The organism is Streptomyces sp. NPDC030840 (genome assembly GCF_055572015.1).
Genome location: NZ_JBVIEE010000007.1, coordinates 361,046 through 379,814, shown reverse-complemented (window position 1 = coordinate 379,814; position 18,769 = coordinate 361,046). Strand labels below are relative to the sequence as shown.

Sequence of the window (18,769 nt, the reverse complement as noted above, 5' to 3'; positions counted from 1 at the left end):
AGAAAGGAGCCATGGCTTCGGATCGGCGCACCCTCCTCGCGGACGCGGCTCTCGACGTACTCGCCGACGAAGGGGTCCGCGGCCTGACGCACCGGGCAGTCGACCGTAAAGCGGCCATGCCGCCCGGCACCACGTCGGCGTACTTCCGCACCCGGGCCGCGCTGCTCACCGGACTCGTCACACGCCTGGTCCAGCTCGATCAGGAGGAGCTGCAAACGATGGCCGAGCATCTCCCGCCCATCCGCACGGCCGAGGAACTGGTGGACGGCATGGTGTTGCTTACCCGACAGCGACTCACCGGCGAGGGCCGCCGCCGCTCGCTCGCCCGTTACGCCTGTGCCGTCGAGAGCGTGCGGGACCCCGAACTGCGCGAGATTCTTGTCCCCCGCGAGAACGCCGGCCGCGAGGCCGTCCGACTGTTCCTCGCCGATCAGGGCGTGACGGATGTGGAGAACCGCACGCACACCCTGCTGACCTGCATCGACGGGCTGGTCTTCGACCGGCTGGTGTGCGGCGGCGAAGTGCCACGCGAGCCTCTCGAAGGCATTGTCGCCGCCGCCCTGCGTTAGACCCCAGCCGCCCACCGGATACCGTTCCCCGACATGAAGATTGCGATCTGGTCCTTCCTTGCCCTGTTCCTCATCGTCTGTGCCATCGGTGGCTTGCTCAGCGCCGTCAATGGAAACGACGCGCCAAGCATCATCCGCGGCCTGGTCGTCAGTGCCCTGTTCTCGCGGGGGGCCTGGGGCAGTTGGAAGAGGGCGTCTCGCCCCCGGACCCCGGGAATTGCCCGGATGGAAGAACCGCACCTGAGACCTTGGCGGCGACGATGACCCTGCCGCCCGACACCGCCCTGAGCAGCCTTGGCGCCGCCAAGGTGGACCTGGGCCAGGGCCCTGGCCGGAGCTGGGTGGTCATGGCCGACCCCGAGGGCACGAGTTCGACGTCCTGCGCACCCTGGCACCGTCCAACTAGATGATCACATCCGAGGGTTAGCGGTCATCGACGGTCAGTGAGCGCAGGACGAGCTGTCCGCTCTGGTCGTTGTGCCAGATGGCGGTGGTCAGCGTGAGGATGCGAGGCCAAGCAGCCTGGCCACCTCGTCGTCGGTACTGCCGTCGATCGGGCTGACGTCCAGGTGGAGCCGGTTCTTTACGGTCTTGCCCTCGGGCACCCGGATAAAGACCAGGGTGGGCGGCATCTGGCGGGCCCGGTCCTCCTCGACGGTCGGCCCCCAGGAGTCGATCTCGCAACCCTTGGCATCGATCATTCAGACTCGGTACACCGAACGCCGCCCGCACCCTCCTCGCCGACCTCCTCGACGATCTCGGCGGCACTGCGGCCGTCCAGCGCCGCGAGGTCAGGTCGCCCCACTGGCCGAGCCCGATGTTTCAGTGGCCGTATGCGATGAGCGGCGTGCCGGCGGGACTGGATGCCGGCCTCGGGCCACTCCCGGAGGCGGCGCCAGGCCGTCACACCGGAGCAGCCCACGGTCTCAGCCGGGACGTCGCGCCGGTCCGCAGCACGTACATAACGCCGGCGAGGACCGCCCGGTCGGGAACGCGCAGCCGGCCGAGCCGGCGGTGGCGGCGTGCAGGAACGGATGGCAGCAGAGGAGCCACACGCTCCCGCAGGTCGTCCGGAACAAGATCAACACGCACTCGGATGCCCTGGCGAGCAAGATCACCGAGTGCAAGATCTGCGACTCAACTCGTTCTGAAACGATCAGTTGAGGGGGAGGGGAGTGGTCAGGCGCTCGTTGCCCACGTGCGGAGCGCGGCCCTCGTTTCGAAGTCGGCGACGTTCTTGTCGAGGGGGTTGTCCGTGTACTGGTGGAAGCGCCACTTGGCCTGGATTCGCGGTTTCCCGGCGGTCACGTAGTCGGCGATCCACAGGGCGTCGCCAGCGTACGAGGTGTCATCGATATTCAGCCAGTAGTGGCGGTTGCAATAGAGAACGACCCTGTGGTTCGGCCGGAGTGCCTTCACCTTGCGTATGAACCGGTCCTTCTCGGCGTTGCTCGCGTGGGTGCCGTCGCTGGTCGTCTCCCAGTCGACAGCGAGGATGTCCCCCGCCTTTTCGGGGGCCTTGCTCACGAAGTACTCGGCCTGGGCGGTCAGGTTGCCGGGCCAGAGGAAGTGGTAGAAACCGACGACGAGGCCCGCGTCTCTGGCGGTCTTCGTCTGCGCGGTCAGTTTGGGATTCGTGTACGTCCGGCCTTCCGTCGCCTTGATGAAGACGAAGGAGAGGCCGTCGGTGTTGTACGAGGACGACTGGTACGAACTGACGTCGATGCCTCGCAGCATGAGGCGCCTCCGGGCGTGGGGGGACGGGGCACTGGGGGGTGCTCGTTGGGGGGAAGCCAACCTACAGCGGCTTACTGTGGCTTTTCCCTCGCTCGGGCCATCTCACCCTTTTCACGCCCCAACACCCTGTTTTCGTCCCGGCAGCGGCTTTTGCGGGACGGACGGGGTACGTCGCGCGGGCCGAACGGGGCACGTCGCGCGGGCGGGACGCGCCAGGAGGCCGTCGCAGGTGACAGCGGGGTGCCGTCACCGCGGAGTTGACCGTGGCGCGGGCCGACGGCCAAGAGGAGGCAGGGAGTCGTGCCGGGTGCGGCGCTGCTTTAGCATCCGTGCTTATGACTGACGGCACGGAACACCCGGAGGGGGCAGCTGCCCCCGGGCAGGGCCCCTGGAACCCTTCGTCTGCTCCGCAGCCGTCCGCTGCGCCGGGCGGTTATGGGTATCCGCAGCAGGAAATACCGTACGGGCAGCAGCCCGGATACCAGCAGCCCGAATATCAGCAAGCCGGCCAGGAACTGCCGCCTGCCTATCAGCAGCCCTCCTTCTCGGGCGGCATGGACTGGGAGGCCATGGCCGAGCGCAACGAGGCGCAGCGGCGCCGGAGGAAGAGACTCTGGACGGCCGGAATCGCCTTGGTGGCATGCCTGCTCGGGGTCGGGGCCGGATTCCTGGTCGTCCGGCATGAGAACGGCAAATCAAACACGACCACCTCTCCTTCCAGCAGCCGTTCACCCTCGCCTTCGTCCTCGTCCGACAAGAAGTCGCCCACCGTTCCGGGCCAGGACAACGTTCTCGACGACAAATCCGGGGAGAACAATCTCGCTCTCGGGCCCGACGCCGCCGTGGACGACGTGGGGAACGGCTACGCGGCCCGATTCCGGAGCAACGTCAACTCCTACGCCCAGTCCTCCGCGCAGCTGATCGACGTCTCCAAGAGCTTCAGCGTCTCGGCCTGGGTCTACAACGAGGCCCGGAACAGCCCCCGTTCCGCGATCAGTCAGGGAGACGGTGACTCGTCCTCCTTCAGCCTGGGCCGCGACGCGTCGGGCGACGACCGGAACTGGGTGTTCGAGGTGCAGACCGCCGCGGGCGGCGCGGACAGCACGACCTACGAGGCCAAGGCGGCGAAGAACATCGGCACGGTCGGCGAGTGGGTGCTGCTCACCGGTACGTACGACGCGAAGGCCAAGACGATCACGCTGTACGTGAACGACAAGAAGGCCGCCTCGGCCAAGGTGCCCGGCATCTGGGCCGGCAAGGGCCCGTTGCAGCTGGGCCGGGCGCGTACGCACGGCGTGTGGGGGAACTACTGGGCGGGCGTCGTGGGCCACATTCAGGTCTGGGAGACGGCGTTGACGCCGAATCAGGTGAAGGACGTCGAAAAGGGCGGATCGGGTGGGGATGCGAAACCTGTCGCTTCCTGGCTGATGTGACGTCGATTACTGTCACAACTCGGTCACATCCTTAACAACTTCAACCAGGGTGAAATAGGGTCTCAACTGCTTCAACACTTATGATCTGACGGACGAACCGTTCTCCGTGTTCGCCGAGGTCCGCGTTCCTGGCCACAGTGCAAGCTGTGGCCTTCTCCTTCTGCGATGAAGTGTCCAGGAGAGGCGTGGGGCTCGGTATCCGTCCGGGCAGCCCTGGGGGAGGGCAACGCGTGAGAACCCTGTCAGTGGTCATTCCTGCCTACAACGAGGCATCCAACATCCCTGACGTCATCGCCTCCGTGCCGCTGGCCGAGTTGGCCGCGGAGGGCTGGGAGACCGAGGTCATCGTGGTCGACAACGCCTCGACCGACGGCACCGCCGATGTGGCGCGTTCACTCGGGGCGCGCGTGGTGCACCAGCCGGAGAAGGGTTACGGCAACGCTTACATGGCGGGCTTCGGGGCCGCCTCCGGCGAGGTCATAGCCACTGGGGACGCGGACTGCACGTACCCCTTCGACGCGCTTCCGCGGCTGCTGCGCACGCTGGTCGAGGAGGACGTCGAGTTCATGACGACCGACCGGCTGCGGCGCGAGAACCGCCATGCCATGAAGCCCTCGCACACCGCGGCCAACCACGCGCTCAGCGCCCTGAGCCGACGGCTCTTCCGCAACGGTCTCCGTGACTCGCAGTCGGGGATGTGGGTCTTCCGGCGCCATGTATGGGAGGGCCTGGACGTCCGTTCCGGTGGTATGGCCTTCTCCCAGGAGATCAAGAACGCGGCGACCCTGGCGGGATACCGCTACACCGAAGTGCCCATCGAGTACCGCCCGCGCCAGGGCGAGGTGAAGCTCAACGCGCTGCCCGACGGTGCCGCCAATCTCCGGCAGCTCTTCACGCACCGCTTCCGTCGCTCCGCCGCGCCGGCCGCGGAGCGGGCTCGGACGGACAGCGGGGCTCGGACGGACAGCGCGGCTCGGACGGACAGCGGGGCTCGGACGGGCCTGGTGGAGGAGGCCCCCGCGGCGAACCACCTGGTGCCCGGGCCCCGGTGCGAGCAGCGGCCGGCCGAGGCGGCGGAGGCCGGCGTGCCCGGCCGGCCGGGCCAACCCGACCAGTCCGGCCGACCCGCTCGGCCCGGGCAGCCCAACAGGCGGACAGGCCAGTACGAAACGGTATGAGTTCTTTGCCCGACGGACCCGACGAACCCAAAGGATCCGGCGAACCCGGCGAGCCCGGGAAGCCCGGGAAGCCTGACGTATCCGGCGCACCTGACGTGTCCGGTGATTCCGGCGTACCCGGCCAGGCCGACGCCCTCGAACCCGACGCCGATCCGTTGCCTGGCGCCGGTCCCGCGCCCGAGGCCGATCGGGAGCCTGGCGCCGGTCCCGCGTCCGAGGCCGATCCGGAGCCGGGCGCCGGTCCCGCGTCCGAGGCCGATCCGGAGCCGGGCGCCGATCGGGAGCCGGGCGCCGGTCCCGCGTCCGACGCCGATCCGCAACCCGAAGCCGATCCGGAAGCCGCCGCCGGTCCGGCACCCGGGCCGTCGTGGGCCCGCAGGCCACGTGCCGAGGGCGGGCGCGGGCAGCGCCGTGTCCTCGCGGCCCTCGACTCACCGGCCCGGCGGGCAGCTGCCCTGGTGGCGGCCCTGGCGGTCGTCGCCGTGCTGGCCGGGGGACTGTGGTCGGTGCCGTCGGTCCGTACGGTGCTGCTCCAGTCCTTCACCCGGCAGCAGACCCCGTACACCGAGCTGTACTTCACCGCCACGCCCAGCTTCGACGGGGGCAAGGTGGTCGTCCCCGTCGCGGTGAACGCCCACGGGACGGGCGTCACCTCCTACCGGCTGAAGGTGACCGTGGAATCGGACCAGGGAAAGCCGGTGGGCACGGCGACGGTGAAGTTCGAGCCGCGCGACGGCAAGGCGGTGCCGGTCGTGGCGCGCGTCAGCAGGAAGACGGCGGAGGTGGCCGTGGTGCGGGTCGCCCTCGTCGGCCATCCCCAGTCGCTGCACTACTCCTTCGTGACGCCGTCGCCCTCGGCAACGGCGACCGCTTCCCCCAGTACCACGCGCACCCCCTGACGTACGAGACTTGAGCCTGATGCGACGCACCGTTCTGCAGATCACCCCCTACTACCCGCCCCACTTGGGCGGGCTCGAACGCGTTGTGGAGCACCTCGCCGAGCAGCTCGGGCAGCGTCACGACGTCCGGGTCGTCACGACCGCGCTCGGCGCGGACGGTACGCCGCGCCGCTCCGGTGCCGGTCGGGTGACCGTACGGCGGCACCGCGCGGTCGAGTTCGCGCACACCGCGCTCGCGCCGGGGCTCCCCGTCTCCCTGTGGCGTGCTCCGCGCGGCGCCGTCCTGCATGTGCACTGCGCGCACGCCGTGATGCCCGAACTGGTCGCCCTCACCGCCCGGCTCCGCGGGCAGCGCTTCCTCTTCCACTTCCACCTCGACGTGGATGCCTCGGGCCGATTCGGGCGGCTGCTGCCCGCGTACAAGAAACATGTCTTCGGCCGGGCGCTGCGCGCCGCCGCCGGGGTGATCGTGCTGACCGAGGCCCAGCGCGCGTTCGTGGCGCGGACGTACGGGGTCGGGGCCGAGCGGGTGTTCGTGGTGCCCAACGGTGTCGGTCCCGACTACTTCATGCCGGTGCGTGAGGCGGCGGAGCGACCGCTGCGGCTGCTGTACGTCGGCCGGCTGAGCGCCCAGAAGAACGTCGCCCGGCTCCTGGAAGCGATGGCCCTGGTACGGGAGCCGGTGCGGCTGCGGATCGTCGGTGACGGCGAACTGCGGCAGGAACTCGAGGTCCGGGCCGCCGAGTTGGGGCTGAAGGACGTCGAGTTCTCCGGCGGGTTGCTCGGCGCGGACCTGGTGGGTGCCTACCGGGACGCCGATGCCTTCGTGCTGCCCTCGGAGAAGGAGGGCATGCCGCTGGTCGTCCTGGAAGCGATGGCCGCCGCCCTGCCGGTGATCGCGACCGACGTGCCCGGCACCGCCGAACTGCTCGACGGGGTCGGCCTGCTGGCCGCCCCCGACCCGGCGGCGCTGGCCGCCGCCATCGACTCCGTCGCCGCCGATCCGGGCCTGCGCCTGCGGCTCGCCCGGCGCAGCGAGGCGGCGGCACCCCGCTACTCCTGGGAAGCCGTGGCGGCCCGGGTCGAGCGGGTCTACGACGATGTCTACGCGGAGGTCGGCGGGTGACGGCGCGCGACGCGGCGGCCAAGGGAGCCGCCGAGACCAGGCACGGTTCCGGTACCGGCGGGCGGCGCGCCGACCGGCGCCCGTCCTGGGCGGTCGATCCGGACGCGGAGGACGCGTCCGGCAGCGAGCCCCTGCCCGGGCACGACGCCCCGGCCAAGGGCTCGGATGGCGGGGCCAAGGGCGCGGACGGCAAGGGTAAGGCCGGGGGCGGCAAGGCCAAGGGCTCGGATGGCGGGGCCAAGGGCGCGGACGGCAAGGCCAAGGGCGCGGACGGCAAGGCCAAGGGCGCGGACGGCAAGGCCAAGGGGCCGGACGGCAGAGGCAAGGGCTTGGACGGCGGGGCCAAGGGCGCGGACGGCAAAGGCAAGGGCACGGACGCCCCAGGCAAGCGCTCAAACGCCCCGGCCAAGCATTCAAACGCCCCGGCCAAGCACTCGGACGCCCCCGGCAAGCGCTCGGCCGACGACGCCGCGGCCAAGGGTCGCCGGGCCGCCCGGCATGCCGCCCCTTCCGGCTCCGCGTCCACCTCCGGTGCCGGGCGGGCCGGCGGGCTGCGGGCCGCCGACCTCGTGCGGGGCCGGCTCGGGGTGCTGGTCAGCGTCGCCGTGGCCTGCGTCCTGGAGATGCTGCCCGGGGTGCCCGGGGCGGTGCTGACGGTGGCCGGTCTGTGGCTGCTGTTCGGGGCGCCCGTCGCGCTGTGGCGGGGCGTGGCCTCGCGTGTGGTGTCCACCAGGGACGGCAGCCTGCTGCTCGCCGTCGGCATGGCGGTCATCACGGACATCGTGGTCGCCCTCGCCGTGAACACCGTGCTGCCGCTCTTCGGCGTCGACCGTCCGCTGACCCAGGTGTCGCTGGCCGGGGCCACGGCGCTGACGCTGATCGTGATCGGGGCCTTCGCGCCGGAGGAGGAGCGTGCGGAGCGGGAACCCCGGGCGTTCTGGCGGCGCGGCGGCCTGCCGCCGGGGGCGCTCCCCGTGGCCGGATTCGCCGCAGTGGCCCTCCTGCTGTCGGTCGCCGGACCGATCCGGCTGAACAACGGCCTCGGCGGCTCCGTCAGCATGGCCGCCCTCATCGCCGTCGCCGCGCTGCTGGTGCTGTTGATGATCCGCCGCTGGCGCTACCCGGTGGCGGTGCTGGAAACCGGGCTGTTCCTCGCCGCGACCGCCCTGCTGCTGCTGAACTCGCTGCGCGGCTGGTCCATCACCGGCCACGACGTGCAGCGCGAGTACGAGTACTTCCGGCTCACCCTGGGCGGCTCGCTCTGGGACATCTCGACGTACCCGGACGCGTACAACGCCTGTCTGAGCATCACCCTGCTGCCGGTCAGCGTGTTCCGGCTCACCGCGATCCCCGACACCTACATCTTCAAGATCGTGCTGCCGGTGCTGTTCGCGCTCACCCCGGTGCTGATCCACCGCGCGGTGCGCAACGTCGCGCCGCACCTGGTGTCGCTGCTGTCGGCCGTGCTCTTCATGGTCTTCCCCACCTTCCTGTCCGACATGACCTTCCTGGGCCGTCAGGAAGTCGCCTTCGTGCTGCTCGGCTGCGCGATGGTGGTGCTCACCGACGCCGGCCGGCCGGTCCGCGTCCGGCGGATCGCCTTCGTCGCGCTGCTGGCCGGCATCACGCTGTCGCACTACTCGACGATCTACGTCATCGTGGTGATCCTCGGCGTCGCCCTGGTCACCGACCTGGCGTGGCGCCTGGCCGAGCGCTTCCGGGCGGCCCGCGGGCACCAGGGCAAGCACCGTCCGGTCAAGGCGGGCTCCTTCGTGACCTGGTGGATCGTGGCGGGGGCGGCGGCCATGGCGCTGGTGTGGGCCGGCCCGGTCACCCACACCAGCGGGCAGCTGCGGACGACACTGAGCGATGTCGTACAGACCGCGCTGCACGGCAAGAGCGAGGGCGGCTCCTCCGACGTCTCCTACAGCCTGTTCGGCGGGACCGGCATGACCGCGCAGCAGCGGCTGGACGCCTACCGCGCCGAGAACCTGAAGCAGACCGCGAAAGGGCGCGCCGAGGGCAGATATCTGCCCCTGGAGACAGTCGACGCCTACCGGACCCCGGTGGTGAAACAGCAGGACATGCCGCTCACCGCCGCCGGGAGGGCCCTCGACGGGATCGGCGTGGACGTCAGCACCGTCAACTCCCTGCTCCGCCGGTCCGCGGCGGCCCTGCTCCAACTGCTGCTGGGCGTCGGCCTGCTGGTGATCGTCCTCGGGCGGCGAGGGGCCTTCCGGCCCGTGCGCGACCAGACCACGCTGACCGTCGGGGCCGTGGTCCTGCTCGGGATGCTCACGGTGATCCCCTCCCTGTCGGCCGACTACGGAGTGCTCCGCGCCTTCCAGCAGGGGCTGTTCTTCTTCGCGCCCTTCATCGCCGCCGGCCTGCTGGCCGCCCTGCGCTGGGCCGGGCGGCGGCGCATGGCGATGGTCTACGCCCTGGTCACGGCGCTCTTCCTGGACCTCACCGGCGTGGTGCCCAAGCTGCTGGGCGGCTACCCGGCGCAGCTGCAGCTCAGCAACTCCGGCCAGTACTACGACATCTACTACCCGACCGCCGAGGAGCGGAGCGCCGCCTACTGGCTGGTGCGCGGCTTCGACGCAGCGGGCAAGCAGTCGCTGGTGCAGACCGACCGCTTCACCTTCAACCGGCAGCAGACCACCATCACCGGCCCGGCCGTGGGCGACCTCTTCCCGACCGCGCTGCGCACGGACGCCTACATCCTGGTGGGGAGCACCACCGTGCGCACCGGCAGGGTGACCTTCTCCTACGAGGGCGACCTGGTCACCTACCGCTATCCCCTCGGTCTCCTGGACGCGACCAAGAACGTGATCTACAGCAGTGAGGGGGCGAGGATCTACCGATGAGAGTGCTCCTCGTCAGCCACTACTACCCGCCGCACGTCGGGGGCATCGAGTACGTCGTCCGTCAGGAGGCGGTCCGGCTCGCCGCCCGCGGCGCCGACGTCACCGTGCTCACCAGCGGCGAGCGCTCCTCGGTCCGCGAGGAGGAGGGCGTACGGGTGGTGCGCGTCGCGGCCTGGAACGGCGCCGAGCGGGCCGGTGTCCCCTTCCCCCTGCTGTCGCCGCGGCTGCCGGCGGCCGCGGCGCGCCTGGCCCGCCGGGCCGACGTCATCCATGTGCACGACTGCCTGTACCTGACCTCGTGGGCCGCCGGGCTCGCCGCCGTGCTCACCCGCACCCCGCACGTCGTCACCCAGCACGTCGCCCTGGTGCGGCACCCCTCCGCCGTCGTACGAGGCGTGCAGCGAGCGGTGTACGCGGTCGCGGGCCGCGGCCTGCTGCGCCGGGCCCGCACCGTGTTCACCCTCAACGCCACCGTCGCGGACTTCGTACGGCGCCACGGAGCCCGACCCGAGCGGGTCCGCCATCTCGCGAACGGCGTGGACACCGAGCTGTTCCGTCCCGCCGCCTCGGACGAGGAGAGAGCGCTCGCCCGTAAGCGCTTCGGCCTGCCGGGAGACCGCCCCCTGGTGCTGTTCGCCGGCCGGCTGGTGCCGAAGAAGGGGTACGACCTGCTGCTGGCCGCCCAGGACGACTCCTTCGACCTGGTGTTCGCCGGAGGCGGGGACACGGGCGCCCTGGCCGACAGGCCCGGCGTCCACCACCTCGGCGTGCTGCCGCCCCGGGAACTGGCCGAGGCGTACCGGGCCTGCGACGTCTTCGCGCTGCCGTCCACCGCCGAGGGCTTCCCGCTCACCGTCCAGGAGGCCATGGCGAGCGGCCTGCCCGTCGTCACCACGGACGACCCGGGTTACGCTCCCTACCGCCTCGACCCCACCTGGGTCACACTGCTGCCCCGGGACGCGGACGCGCTGCGCTCCGCGCTGTCCGCCCTCGCCGGGGACGGCCCGAAGCGAGCACGCATGGGCCGCTACTCCCGTGAGTACGCGACGAAGGCCTTCGCCTGGGAGGAGCATGTGAGCGCGCTGGTCCAGTGCTACCGGGACGTCACCGATGGCTAGGGGCAGGCACGCCCGGCCCGCCGATCAGGTGTACCGCAGCTCCTTCTTCCTGATGGCGTCCACCGCGACCACCGCCGGACTGGGCTTCGTCTTCTGGATCGTGGTCGCCCGTTTCTACAGCCCCGGACAGGTGGGCCTGGCGACCTCGCTGATCTCGGCGATCTCGCTGATCTCGTATCTGAGCCTGTTCGGTCTCAACAGCACGCTGATCCGCTTCCCGGCGGCGGCCGAGGCCCGCAACGGCCAGCTCACCCAGTCGATCGCCCTGGTGACCACGGCGTCGTGCCTGGTCGGCACGGTCTACCTGGCCGGCCTGCCGCTGTACGGGGAGAAGCTGGCCTTCGTACGGGACCGGCTGCCGCTGGCGGCGGCCTTCGTCGCCATCTGCGCCTGTGCCGCGGTGAACCAGCTCACCGACTCCGTCTTCATCGGCGCCCGCATCCCGCAGTACAACGCGCTCGTCGACGGAGTCCTCCAGGGGCTGACCAAGCTCGCCCTGCCGGTCGCCCTGGTCGGCCTCGGCTGGGTGGGCATCGTCGGCTCGGCCGGCGGCGGCTCCGCGGTGGCGGTGCTCGCCTCGCTGTTCCTGATGCACCGCCGGCTCGGCTTCCGCTTCGACTTCCGTACCCGCGGCACCAGACTCCGGGAACAGCTGCGTTTCTCCGTCGCCAGCTATGTCACCAGCCTGCTCAACCTGATTCCCCAGCTGGTCGTCCCGCTGATCGTGCTGCACGAACTCGGAGCGGCGGCGGCCGGCTACTACTACGTCGCCTTCCAGATCGCCAGCCTGCTCAACGCCGTGTCCTTCTCCGTCGGCGAGGCCCTCTTCGCGGAGGGCTCGCACGACCCCTCCCGGATCGGCGTACTGCTTCGCAGGACCGCCGCCGTCATCGCGGCCCTGATGGTCCCGGCAGCCGCCGTGGTGGCGCTGGGCAGCGGACTGATCCTGAAGCTGTTCGGCGGCTCCTACGCCACCGAGGCCGGGCCGCTGCTCATGGTGTTCGCTCTCGGTGCGCTGGCCGTCGCCCTGTCCAGCTGGTCGAACTTCGCGCTGAAGCTGACCCGGCAGATGCGGCAACTGGTCGTCAACAACCTGGTTTTCGCGACCGTCTCCATCACGCTCGCCTTCCTCTGGGCTCCGCGGGGCCTGGTCTGGGTGGGCTGGGCCTGGGCCGCCGGCAACCTCGCGTCCGGTCTGGTGGCCCTGGCGGCGCTGCTCGGCCACCGGCGCCGCAGTCTCGCGGCCGTACGGCGGTCCGAGCCGAAACCGGAGCCGGAACCGGAGCCGAAACCGGAGTCGAAACCGGAGTCGAAACCGGAGTCGAAACCGGAGCGGAAACCGGAGCCGGATCCCGAGCCGGATTCCGATGCGGATTCCGACCCGGAGCGGGATTCCGACCCGGAACCGGACCCGGATCATGTCCGAACCGCGGAGGCACAAGCATGAGGATCCTGCAGATCGTCAACATCGGCTTCGAGGCCGGCGGGGCGGAGAAGAGCGTCCGGCTGATCACGGAAGGACTGCGGGCCCGGGGCCACACCGTGAGCGTGGTCGCGACCGACCGCATGGCGGCCGGGCACGAGCTGTTCGCCGACCACATCGTGCCCGCGGTGAGCGGCGGCCCGGCCAGGCGGCTGCTCGGCTACTTCTGGCACCACACGGCCTACCGGCGGCTGGGGCGGATCCTGGCCGAGTTCCAGCCGGACGTCGTCCATCTGCACACCATCGGCGAGTTCAGCCCCTCGGTGCTGGCCGCCACCCGGCGTTACCCCCGGCTGCTGACCGCGCGGGGCCCCGAGGACTGGACGCTGAAGCTGCTGCGCTGGAACCTCGGCACCGCCGTGGGCGGCGGCCGGCTCAGCGCGACCGACACCGCGCGCTATCTCTATCTGCGGTTCCTGCAACGGCCCGCCTACCTGGTGTGGCTGCGGGGCCTGGACCGGGTGCTCGCGCTGAGCCGTTACATGGCCGACACCGTGCGCGGGGACGTGGGCCGGGTCCCGCTGTTCGTCGTGCCCAACGGCACCGAGAGCGGCTTCGGTTACGAGCCGATCGTCGACACCGGGAGCGTGCTCTTCACCGGCCGCCTGGAACGCGTCAAGGGCGTCGACGTCCTGATAGCGGCCTTCCGGCAGGTGACCGAGCGGCACCCTGGAGCCAGGCTGGTCATCATCGGCGACGGTGCGGACCGCGCGCGGCTGGAGTCGCTGGCGGCCGACCTGACAGCCCAGGGCCGGGTGGTCTTCCGGGGCTGGCTCGGCAAGGCGGAGGTCGCCGAATGCCTCAAGGCCGCCTCGGTCGTCGCCGTGCCCTCGCAGTGGCCGGAGGTCTTCGGGCGGGTGGTCCTGGAGGCGTTCCAGACCGGCCGTCCCGTGGTGGCGTCCCGCTGCGGCGGCCTGCCGGAGCTGATCTCCGACGACAACGGCCTGCTGGTGGACCCGGGAGACGTACGAGGGCTGGCCGACGCGCTGTCCTCCCTGCTCGGCGACCGCGCCACGCTGGAACGACTCGGCAAGGGCGCCGCCCAGTGCGCCGAGCGCTACCGCCTCGACGCGATCATCGACGCGCACGAGGAGCACTACAGGGCGGTTTTGCAGGGCCGCCGATGAAGCCCGCGGAACCGGCGCCGTACGTGGATCCGGTGGGTGCCGCGCCCCCGAAGGGGGCGCGGGGAACTGCGCGACCAGCCACATCGGACCGGCAGCCAGGCCACAACCGCCCCGAGGTACCCGCACCCATGCCCGTGCACATGACGGAGCCCGTTCGTACTGTCGCCGTCGTCGCGCCCTACTACCCGCCCAAGGTCGGCGGCGTGGAGAACTACGCCGCCCGGATCGCCCGCGCGGTCGCCGACGCCCCCGGCCTGCGGCCGGTGGTCATCACCACCCGCCTGTCCGGACGGCGGACCTCGGTGAGCGTCGAGGACGGCGTCCGCGTCATCCGCCTCGGCGCCTGGCTGCGGCTGTCCAACACCCCCCTCAGCCCGCTGTGGCCGCTGCAACTGCGCTACTGGCTGCGCCGCACCGGCGCCCAGGTGGTGAACGCGCACGCCCCGGTCCCCGGCCTCGCCGACCTCGCGGTCGCGGTCTCCGGCAGCCGGCCGGCCGTCCTCACCTACCACGCGGGTTCGATGCACAAGGGCGAGCCGGGCAGCGGTCCGGCGGACCGGCTCATCGGCGCGTACGAGCGATGGGTGCTGCCCCGGGTGTTCCGGCGGGCGCGGGTGCTGGTCGCGGTGTCACCGGTCTCGCTGGCCGCCGCTCATGCCCATGCCGTGGAGATCACACCGGGCGTGGACACCGAGCGGTTCACGCCCGGCGAGCCGGCCTCCAGGCGTCCGCGTACGGTCCTCTACGCCGGCCGGATGGACCGCTCGTCGGCCTGGAAGGGCGTCGACGTGCTGCTGCGGGCCTTCGCCGAGCTGGCGGGCGACGCCGCCGACGCCCGGCTGCTCCTGGTCGGCGGCGGTGACGCGGTCCCGGACCATCTGCGGCTCGCGTCGGAGCTCGGGATCGCCGACCGGGTGGAAGCCACCGGGGAGCTGACCGGGGAAGCGCTGGCCGGCGTCATGCGGACGGCGGCCGTGGCGGTGCTGCCGTCGCGTACCGAGGCGGAGTCCTTCGGCATGGTGCTGGTCGAGGCGATGGCCTGCGGAACCCCGGTCGTCGGCTCGGCGGTGGGAGGCATCCCGCATGTCGTGGCGGACGGCGAGACCGGACTGCTGGTCCCGCCCGGCGATCCTGATGCGCTGGCCGCCGCCTGTCGCAGGCTGCTGGCCGACGGCGAACTCGCCGACCGGCTGGGCGCGGCGGGGCGGCGGCAGGCGGAGCGCCGGTTCGCCTGGAACGGACTGATGGAGCGTTACATCGAACTGTTCCGGACCCTGTAGGCGAAAAACCTCGCAGGACGAACACCCCGCAAGGCGAACACCTCGCAAGGCGAACACCCCGCAAGGCGAACACCTCGCCGGGCGAACCCCTTGAGAGCGAACCCCTGTGAGGCCCGCCGGGCCGGGCCCCGGCTTCCTCGGCTTCCTACTTCCGCTTCCGCTCGTACGCCGTGATGGCTTCCTTGAGCGCGTCGAAGGCCGGCTTCTTCGAACCGTCGAAGCGGCGCAGCCCGTAGTAACGCGTCGGCCTCAACTTCTCCTCGGCGGGCGCCAGATCCTGGTCGGTGTACCAGAACATCGCGTCCACGTGCGGGTTCGCCACCGCCGTCTTCACCGTGTCGGCGGCGATCTCGGCCTGGCGGGCCTCGGTCACGTGGTCCGTGTCCTCGGTGATGGTCGTGCCGTCCGACACCTCGCCGGGCCCGCTGGTCGGCGCTCCGGTCTCGGTGAGCCAGATCGGCACGTCGGGGGTGCCGTACGTGTCCAGCACGGCCATCAGGTTCCCCTGGACGGTGCTGATCCGCTCGAAGGCCGTGCCGGTGCCGGGGGTCGCGCTGGGCAGAGTCGGGAAGTTGTACGGGTGGTAGCCGACGGCGTCCACGTACTTGTTGGCGCCCCGTTTGGCGGCGGCCGTCAGGAAGTCCAGCGGCGACAGCCTGGTGCCCTTGGAGTCGCTCTTGATCCCCGCGAGACCACCCATGACCACGTACGCCTTGGAGTCCGCGGAGCGCAGCGCCCGGCTGGTCGCCTTGAGCAGCTCGGCGAAGCGGGCCGGGTCGGGAGCGGGCTTCCAGAAGCCGATGTTCGGCTCGTTCCACACCTCCCAGGTGTGCACGCCCATCGCCGCGTACCGCTCGGCCGCCAGCTTGGCGAAGCCGGCGAAGGTGTCCGGGTCGGCCGGCGCGCAGCTCTGACTGCCCGTGCAGCCCGCCACCCGGGCCCACTTCGGGGTGTAGGCGATCACGGCGAGCACGTTCAGACGGTGGTCCTTGGCGGCCTTGGCGACCCGGTCGAAGCGGTGCCACTCGTAGTCGGACGGGGACTCCGGCTGGATGTTGTTCCAGGACAGGTCGACCCGGACCCACTTCGCGCCGACGGCGACCGCGTCGTCGAGTGCCCGGTCCAGGCCCTTGTCCGACTTCCAGGTCAGGGTGTCACCGTACGAGATACCCATCCGTACGTCGCGTACATCGCCGGAAGGAGATGCGGAGGAGGATGCGGCACCGTCCCCTTGCGGTGCCGCGGAGGAGCCGGACGGCAGGGAGGCGGCCACGATGGTCGCGGTGGCGGAGACCACGAACGCCACCAGTGCCACCAGCAGCCGCTGCCGTCGACTTGATTCCTTCAGCATGCCGCACAGCCTAAGCCAATGGTGCGCACCGCCCTTGGCGTTGCCGGGTCTTGAGACGGCCCCAGCCTGCGTGGAGCGGACTGGCCCACGGGGGTGTTTCCGTGGGTTCAACGCAATCGAGCGTCGTTTGCGGTACGCGGCGGAGTTCCTGCTGGTTGCCGATAGGGTCGGGGAAGCCGTGGTGGCGGGAGCGCACACGCCGGGCGGGACACGCCGCCGTCCCCGGGTGAACCGTCGCCTGCAGAAAGGCGTTGCCGTTGGCCGCCGCTCGATCACGTGCACGGCGTGCGAGGCACCGGGGACCAGTGAGCGAGTAGCCGGCGAGATGCTCGTCGCCGACGCCGGCCCCCTGGGCCGAGTCACCTCGACTTGTGCGGTCGACGATGGCTGCGAAGGCGCCTGCTCGTTCGCATGACGATCTACGGGCTGCGTCCGACTGTTTGCTCCTGGTACGTCTTCATGGCGGCCGTGTCGATCGTCATCCCGCCTCCCAGGTCCGGGACGAGCGTGACGACGGCGAAGGCCGGAGCCGAGGTGCCAAGGTCGGCGAGCAGTTCAGCTTCAACAGGCTCCAGTTGCCCGGCTCGGTCGCGCTCGGCGGTGAACTGGGAGAATGAGGCGGCGCGCACTTCGGGCTGCGAGGGGTGCACGGTCGTCGGGTTGCGGCGGGGAGAAGCGCGACGAATCGTTGACCAGGACAGCGTGGAGCCCCTTGGCGCTGTGTGAGACTGCGATCAGGTAGAAGCTCGGGCGGATTCCGTGCCCGGTCGCGCGCTCACACCAAGCTGCGGGACCGGCGAAACTCCGGCGGGGAGTCCGAATCGACGACTGCACGTGTCCCGTATCGGGGGCAACTGGGAGACTCCTCCGGGCGGTCATCACCCTACATCCGGCCAGATCAGAGCGAAGTTGGGAGGCTCAGTGCGTCGCAGCGCCGTGACGCACGGCATCCGCTCGCTCTCCTGGAGCTTGCGCGATGACGAGCCAGACATCATGCAGCTGACCGAGGCTCTGGCCGACGACCTCCTCCCCACTTACTCGTAGCTCCCGATCCGTCCTGGCTTACCGCAAACTGCGTAGCTGGAACGGTCCCTTACAGAAAGGGACGGCTGGCTGGCCAAGATCAGGGCTAACCTGATGACCCATCTCCTCGCGGCCCAACGGCGGGGACTAGCGAAAGGTGGACATCGACAGTGACGCCGATCCTCCCTTCGACCTTCACACTTCCCTCAATGGGTTTGGGCACCTTTCCGTTCAGCGGAGTGTTCACCCCTCTTGATCAGCAGGCCGCCAGTGACGTGCTGAGGGCGTTTGTGGAGGCCGGCGGATGGTACATCGAGACGGCCCCGGTCTACGCACCCAACGGCATCGACTTCGCGCAGCTCGTCAAATCTGTCGGCCGCGAAAGGCTGTTTCTCGCCACGAAGTGCGTGACCGGGAGAGACGCTACCGGCGCAACAGTTCGCAGCGGCAAGTCGCATCATCTACGGGAGCAGTGTCACGGCGAACTGAAGCGCTTGGGTGTCAACCATCTCGATCTACTGCAACTGCACACAGTTCCAGAGGATGCCAGCGCGGAAGAATCGTTCGGCACCCTGCAGGAGTTGAAGGCCGAAGGGCTCGTACGCAACGTGGGTGCGTCGAACGTGTCCCTGGCCCAGCTCAAGGCCTTCGCAGCTGTCGGTCCTGTCGACTTCGTCCAGAACCGCTTCTCCTTCGTCTACCGGGCCCAGCACCGGGAAATCGAGGGCTTCTGTCGAGCTAACGGCACACTGCTCAATCCGTATCAGGTCATTGAACGAGGTCTGCTCACCGACAGCCCCCGCCAGGCGTTCCGGGATGGAGACCTCCGCAACAACAAGTACGAGTACAGCGGAGACGTGTACGCGTACATCCGGTCATGGGTCCTCAGCGACCTGAAACCCATCGCCGAGGCACACGGAGTGTCGGTAACTCGTCTGGCCCTCGGATGGGCCATGCACCAACCCGCTGTGGGTGTCGTCCCTGTCGGCGCCACATCCACGGAACAGGTTCGCGCCAACATGGCGGCCTCGACCGGGGCTTTGCCGGCCGACGTCATCGCCGAGATGGAGTCGGCCTTCGAACGCCTCGAGGGCGCTGTTCGTGACCGCGTGGGCCTCTCGGTCGACGAATACCGGGGGCTTTGAGGTGCCCGCCGAGACCGAACTGCACATTCAGGACACGAAGGTGTGTGGGGGGCCGGCAGTCGAGCCCGGCAGTGTGGTCTCGTTGCTCTACCGTGTGGCACTCACCGCCGAGTATCTCGAGACCGGGCGCTGCATTGAGACGAACTACAGTCCGGACATCCCCATCACGGTCACACTCGAGCGCGATCAACTTCTCCCCGGCGTCTATGAGGCACTCTTGGGAATGCGCTCTGGCGGTTCGGTGAGACGGGTCCACATTCCAGCCGCACTGGCATTCGGAGACCGAGGCGCTCGAGGCGTACCACCAGGCTCCGACCTGTGGGTGGAGATATGTGTCACGCACATTGGCCAGTCCCCGCTCGAGCCGGACAGAAGCCGTACGGAACCCGGACCCACGGGCCGCGGTGGCGGATGAATTCGATCCACCGGA

The 18,769-nt window shown here is 70.2% G+C and carries 15 protein-coding genes and 2 pseudogenes; 13 read left to right on the top strand and 4 right to left on the bottom strand.

Annotation, left to right across the window (positions count from 1 at the left end; all coding sequences use genetic code 11):
• The first annotated feature begins 11 nt into the window (after positions 1–11).
• Both ACZ49J_RS18780 and ACZ49J_RS18775 read left to right on the top strand, forming a co-directional pair.
• Positions 12–569, top strand: a complete 558-nt coding sequence (locus tag ACZ49J_RS18780) for a TetR/AcrR family transcriptional regulator (RefSeq protein WP_467449293.1) — start codon at positions 12–14, stop codon at positions 567–569.
• A 284-nt stretch (positions 570–853) separates the two neighbouring features.
• Positions 854–975, top strand: a pseudogene (locus tag ACZ49J_RS18775) (VOC family protein); the annotation flags it as partial.
• A 91-nt stretch (positions 976–1,066) separates the two neighbouring features.
• On the opposite strand, the pseudogene ACZ49J_RS18770 reads toward ACZ49J_RS18775, so the two are convergent.
• A pseudogene (locus tag ACZ49J_RS18770) lies at positions 1,067–1,249 on the bottom strand (VOC family protein); the annotation flags it as partial.
• Positions 1,250–1,748: 499 nt separating this feature from the next.
• Positions 1,749–2,306 (bottom strand): glycoside hydrolase family 25 protein, encoded by a 558-nt coding sequence (locus tag ACZ49J_RS18765; protein ID WP_467449291.1) that lies wholly within the window; start codon positions 2,304–2,306, stop codon positions 1,749–1,751.
• A gap of 335 nt (positions 2,307–2,641) precedes the next feature.
• On the opposite strand from ACZ49J_RS18765, the gene ACZ49J_RS18760 reads away from it, so the two are divergent.
• From ACZ49J_RS18760 to ACZ49J_RS18720, 9 genes are all read left to right on the top strand, one after another.
• The gene (locus ACZ49J_RS18760) at positions 2,642–3,739 is read left to right on the top strand and encodes a LamG domain-containing protein (protein WP_467449289.1); all 1,098 of its coding nucleotides are present in this window, start codon (positions 2,642–2,644) and stop codon (positions 3,737–3,739) included.
• A 230-nt stretch (positions 3,740–3,969) separates the two neighbouring features.
• Complete coding sequence (locus ACZ49J_RS18755; protein WP_467449288.1) at positions 3,970–4,917, top strand: glycosyltransferase family 2 protein; 948 nt, start codon at positions 3,970–3,972, stop codon at positions 4,915–4,917.
• Positions 4,918–5,012: 95 nt separating this feature from the next.
• Positions 5,013–5,816, top strand: a complete 804-nt coding sequence (locus tag ACZ49J_RS18750; protein ID WP_467449287.1) for a hypothetical protein — start codon at positions 5,013–5,015, stop codon at positions 5,814–5,816.
• Positions 5,817–5,835: 19 nt separating this feature from the next.
• The gene (locus ACZ49J_RS18745; RefSeq protein ID WP_467449285.1) at positions 5,836–6,942 is read left to right on the top strand and encodes a glycosyltransferase family 4 protein; all 1,107 of its coding nucleotides are present in this window, start codon (positions 5,836–5,838) and stop codon (positions 6,940–6,942) included.
• Positions 6,939–9,812, top strand: a complete 2,874-nt coding sequence (locus ACZ49J_RS18740; RefSeq protein ID WP_467449284.1) for a hypothetical protein — start codon at positions 6,939–6,941, stop codon at positions 9,810–9,812. Before ACZ49J_RS18745 ends, ACZ49J_RS18740 begins: the two co-directional genes overlap by 4 nt.
• Positions 9,809–10,930: a glycosyltransferase family 4 protein gene (locus tag ACZ49J_RS18735; protein WP_467449283.1), complete on the top strand. Its 1,122-nt coding sequence runs from the start codon at positions 9,809–9,811 to the stop codon at positions 10,928–10,930. Before ACZ49J_RS18740 ends, ACZ49J_RS18735 begins: the two co-directional genes overlap by 4 nt.
• Positions 10,923–12,377 (top strand): lipopolysaccharide biosynthesis protein, encoded by a 1,455-nt coding sequence (locus ACZ49J_RS18730; RefSeq protein WP_467449280.1) that lies wholly within the window; start codon positions 10,923–10,925, stop codon positions 12,375–12,377. Before ACZ49J_RS18735 ends, ACZ49J_RS18730 begins: the two co-directional genes overlap by 8 nt.
• Positions 12,374–13,540: a glycosyltransferase family 4 protein gene (locus tag ACZ49J_RS18725; RefSeq protein ID WP_467449278.1), complete on the top strand. Its 1,167-nt coding sequence runs from the start codon at positions 12,374–12,376 to the stop codon at positions 13,538–13,540. The genes ACZ49J_RS18730 and ACZ49J_RS18725 overlap by 4 nt, the downstream gene beginning before the upstream one ends.
• A 140-nt stretch (positions 13,541–13,680) precedes the next feature.
• Positions 13,681–14,820 (top strand): glycosyltransferase family 4 protein, encoded by a 1,140-nt coding sequence (locus tag ACZ49J_RS18720; protein ID WP_467449277.1) that lies wholly within the window; start codon positions 13,681–13,683, stop codon positions 14,818–14,820.
• 145 nt (positions 14,821–14,965) lie between these two features.
• Here the strand turns inward: ACZ49J_RS18720 and ACZ49J_RS18715 are convergent, their stop codons facing one another.
• On the bottom strand, positions 14,966–16,171 hold the full coding sequence (locus ACZ49J_RS18715) for a cellulase family glycosylhydrolase (protein ID WP_467449275.1): 1,206 nt from the start codon (positions 16,169–16,171) through the stop codon (positions 14,966–14,968).
• A gap of 419 nt (positions 16,172–16,590) precedes the next feature.
• Entirely contained in the window at positions 16,591–16,821 is a 231-nt protein-coding gene (locus ACZ49J_RS18710) for a hypothetical protein (protein WP_467449274.1), read from the bottom strand.
• Between the two features lie 582 nt (positions 16,822–17,403).
• Between ACZ49J_RS18710 and ACZ49J_RS18705 the strand changes: the two genes are divergently transcribed.
• On the top strand, positions 17,404–18,339 hold the full coding sequence (locus ACZ49J_RS18705; RefSeq protein WP_468349476.1) for an aldo/keto reductase: 936 nt from the start codon (positions 17,404–17,406) through the stop codon (positions 18,337–18,339).
• The gene (locus tag ACZ49J_RS18700) at positions 18,296–18,754 is read left to right on the top strand and encodes an FKBP-type peptidyl-prolyl cis-trans isomerase (RefSeq protein ID WP_467449272.1); all 459 of its coding nucleotides are present in this window, start codon (positions 18,296–18,298) and stop codon (positions 18,752–18,754) included. The genes ACZ49J_RS18705 and ACZ49J_RS18700 overlap by 44 nt, the downstream gene beginning before the upstream one ends.
• Positions 18,755–18,769 lie beyond the last annotated feature (15 nt).

Excerpts from the sequence above, each read along its gene's own strand:
- ACZ49J_RS18780 (WP_467449293.1), top strand. The coding sequence starts at position 12 with ATGGCTTCGGATCGGCGCACCCTCCTCGCGGACGCGGCTCTCGACGTA.
- ACZ49J_RS18765 (WP_467449291.1), bottom strand. The coding sequence starts at position 2,306 with ATGCTGCGAGGCATCGACGTCAGTTCGTACCAGTCGTCCTCGTACAAC.
- ACZ49J_RS18760 (WP_467449289.1), top strand. The coding sequence starts at position 2,642 with ATGACTGACGGCACGGAACACCCGGAGGGGGCAGCTGCCCCCGGGCAG.
- ACZ49J_RS18745 (WP_467449285.1), top strand. The coding sequence starts at position 5,836 with ATGCGACGCACCGTTCTGCAGATCACCCCCTACTACCCGCCCCACTTG.
- ACZ49J_RS18735 (WP_467449283.1), top strand. The coding sequence starts at position 9,809 with ATGAGAGTGCTCCTCGTCAGCCACTACTACCCGCCGCACGTCGGGGGC.
- ACZ49J_RS18730 (WP_467449280.1), top strand. The coding sequence starts at position 10,923 with ATGGCTAGGGGCAGGCACGCCCGGCCCGCCGATCAGGTGTACCGCAGC.
- ACZ49J_RS18725 (WP_467449278.1), top strand. The coding sequence starts at position 12,374 with ATGAGGATCCTGCAGATCGTCAACATCGGCTTCGAGGCCGGCGGGGCG.
- ACZ49J_RS18720 (WP_467449277.1), top strand. The coding sequence starts at position 13,681 with ATGACGGAGCCCGTTCGTACTGTCGCCGTCGTCGCGCCCTACTACCCG.
- ACZ49J_RS18715 (WP_467449275.1), bottom strand. The coding sequence starts at position 16,171 with ATGCTGAAGGAATCAAGTCGACGGCAGCGGCTGCTGGTGGCACTGGTG.
- ACZ49J_RS18705 (WP_468349476.1), top strand. The coding sequence starts at position 17,404 with ATGGGTTTGGGCACCTTTCCGTTCAGCGGAGTGTTCACCCCTCTTGAT.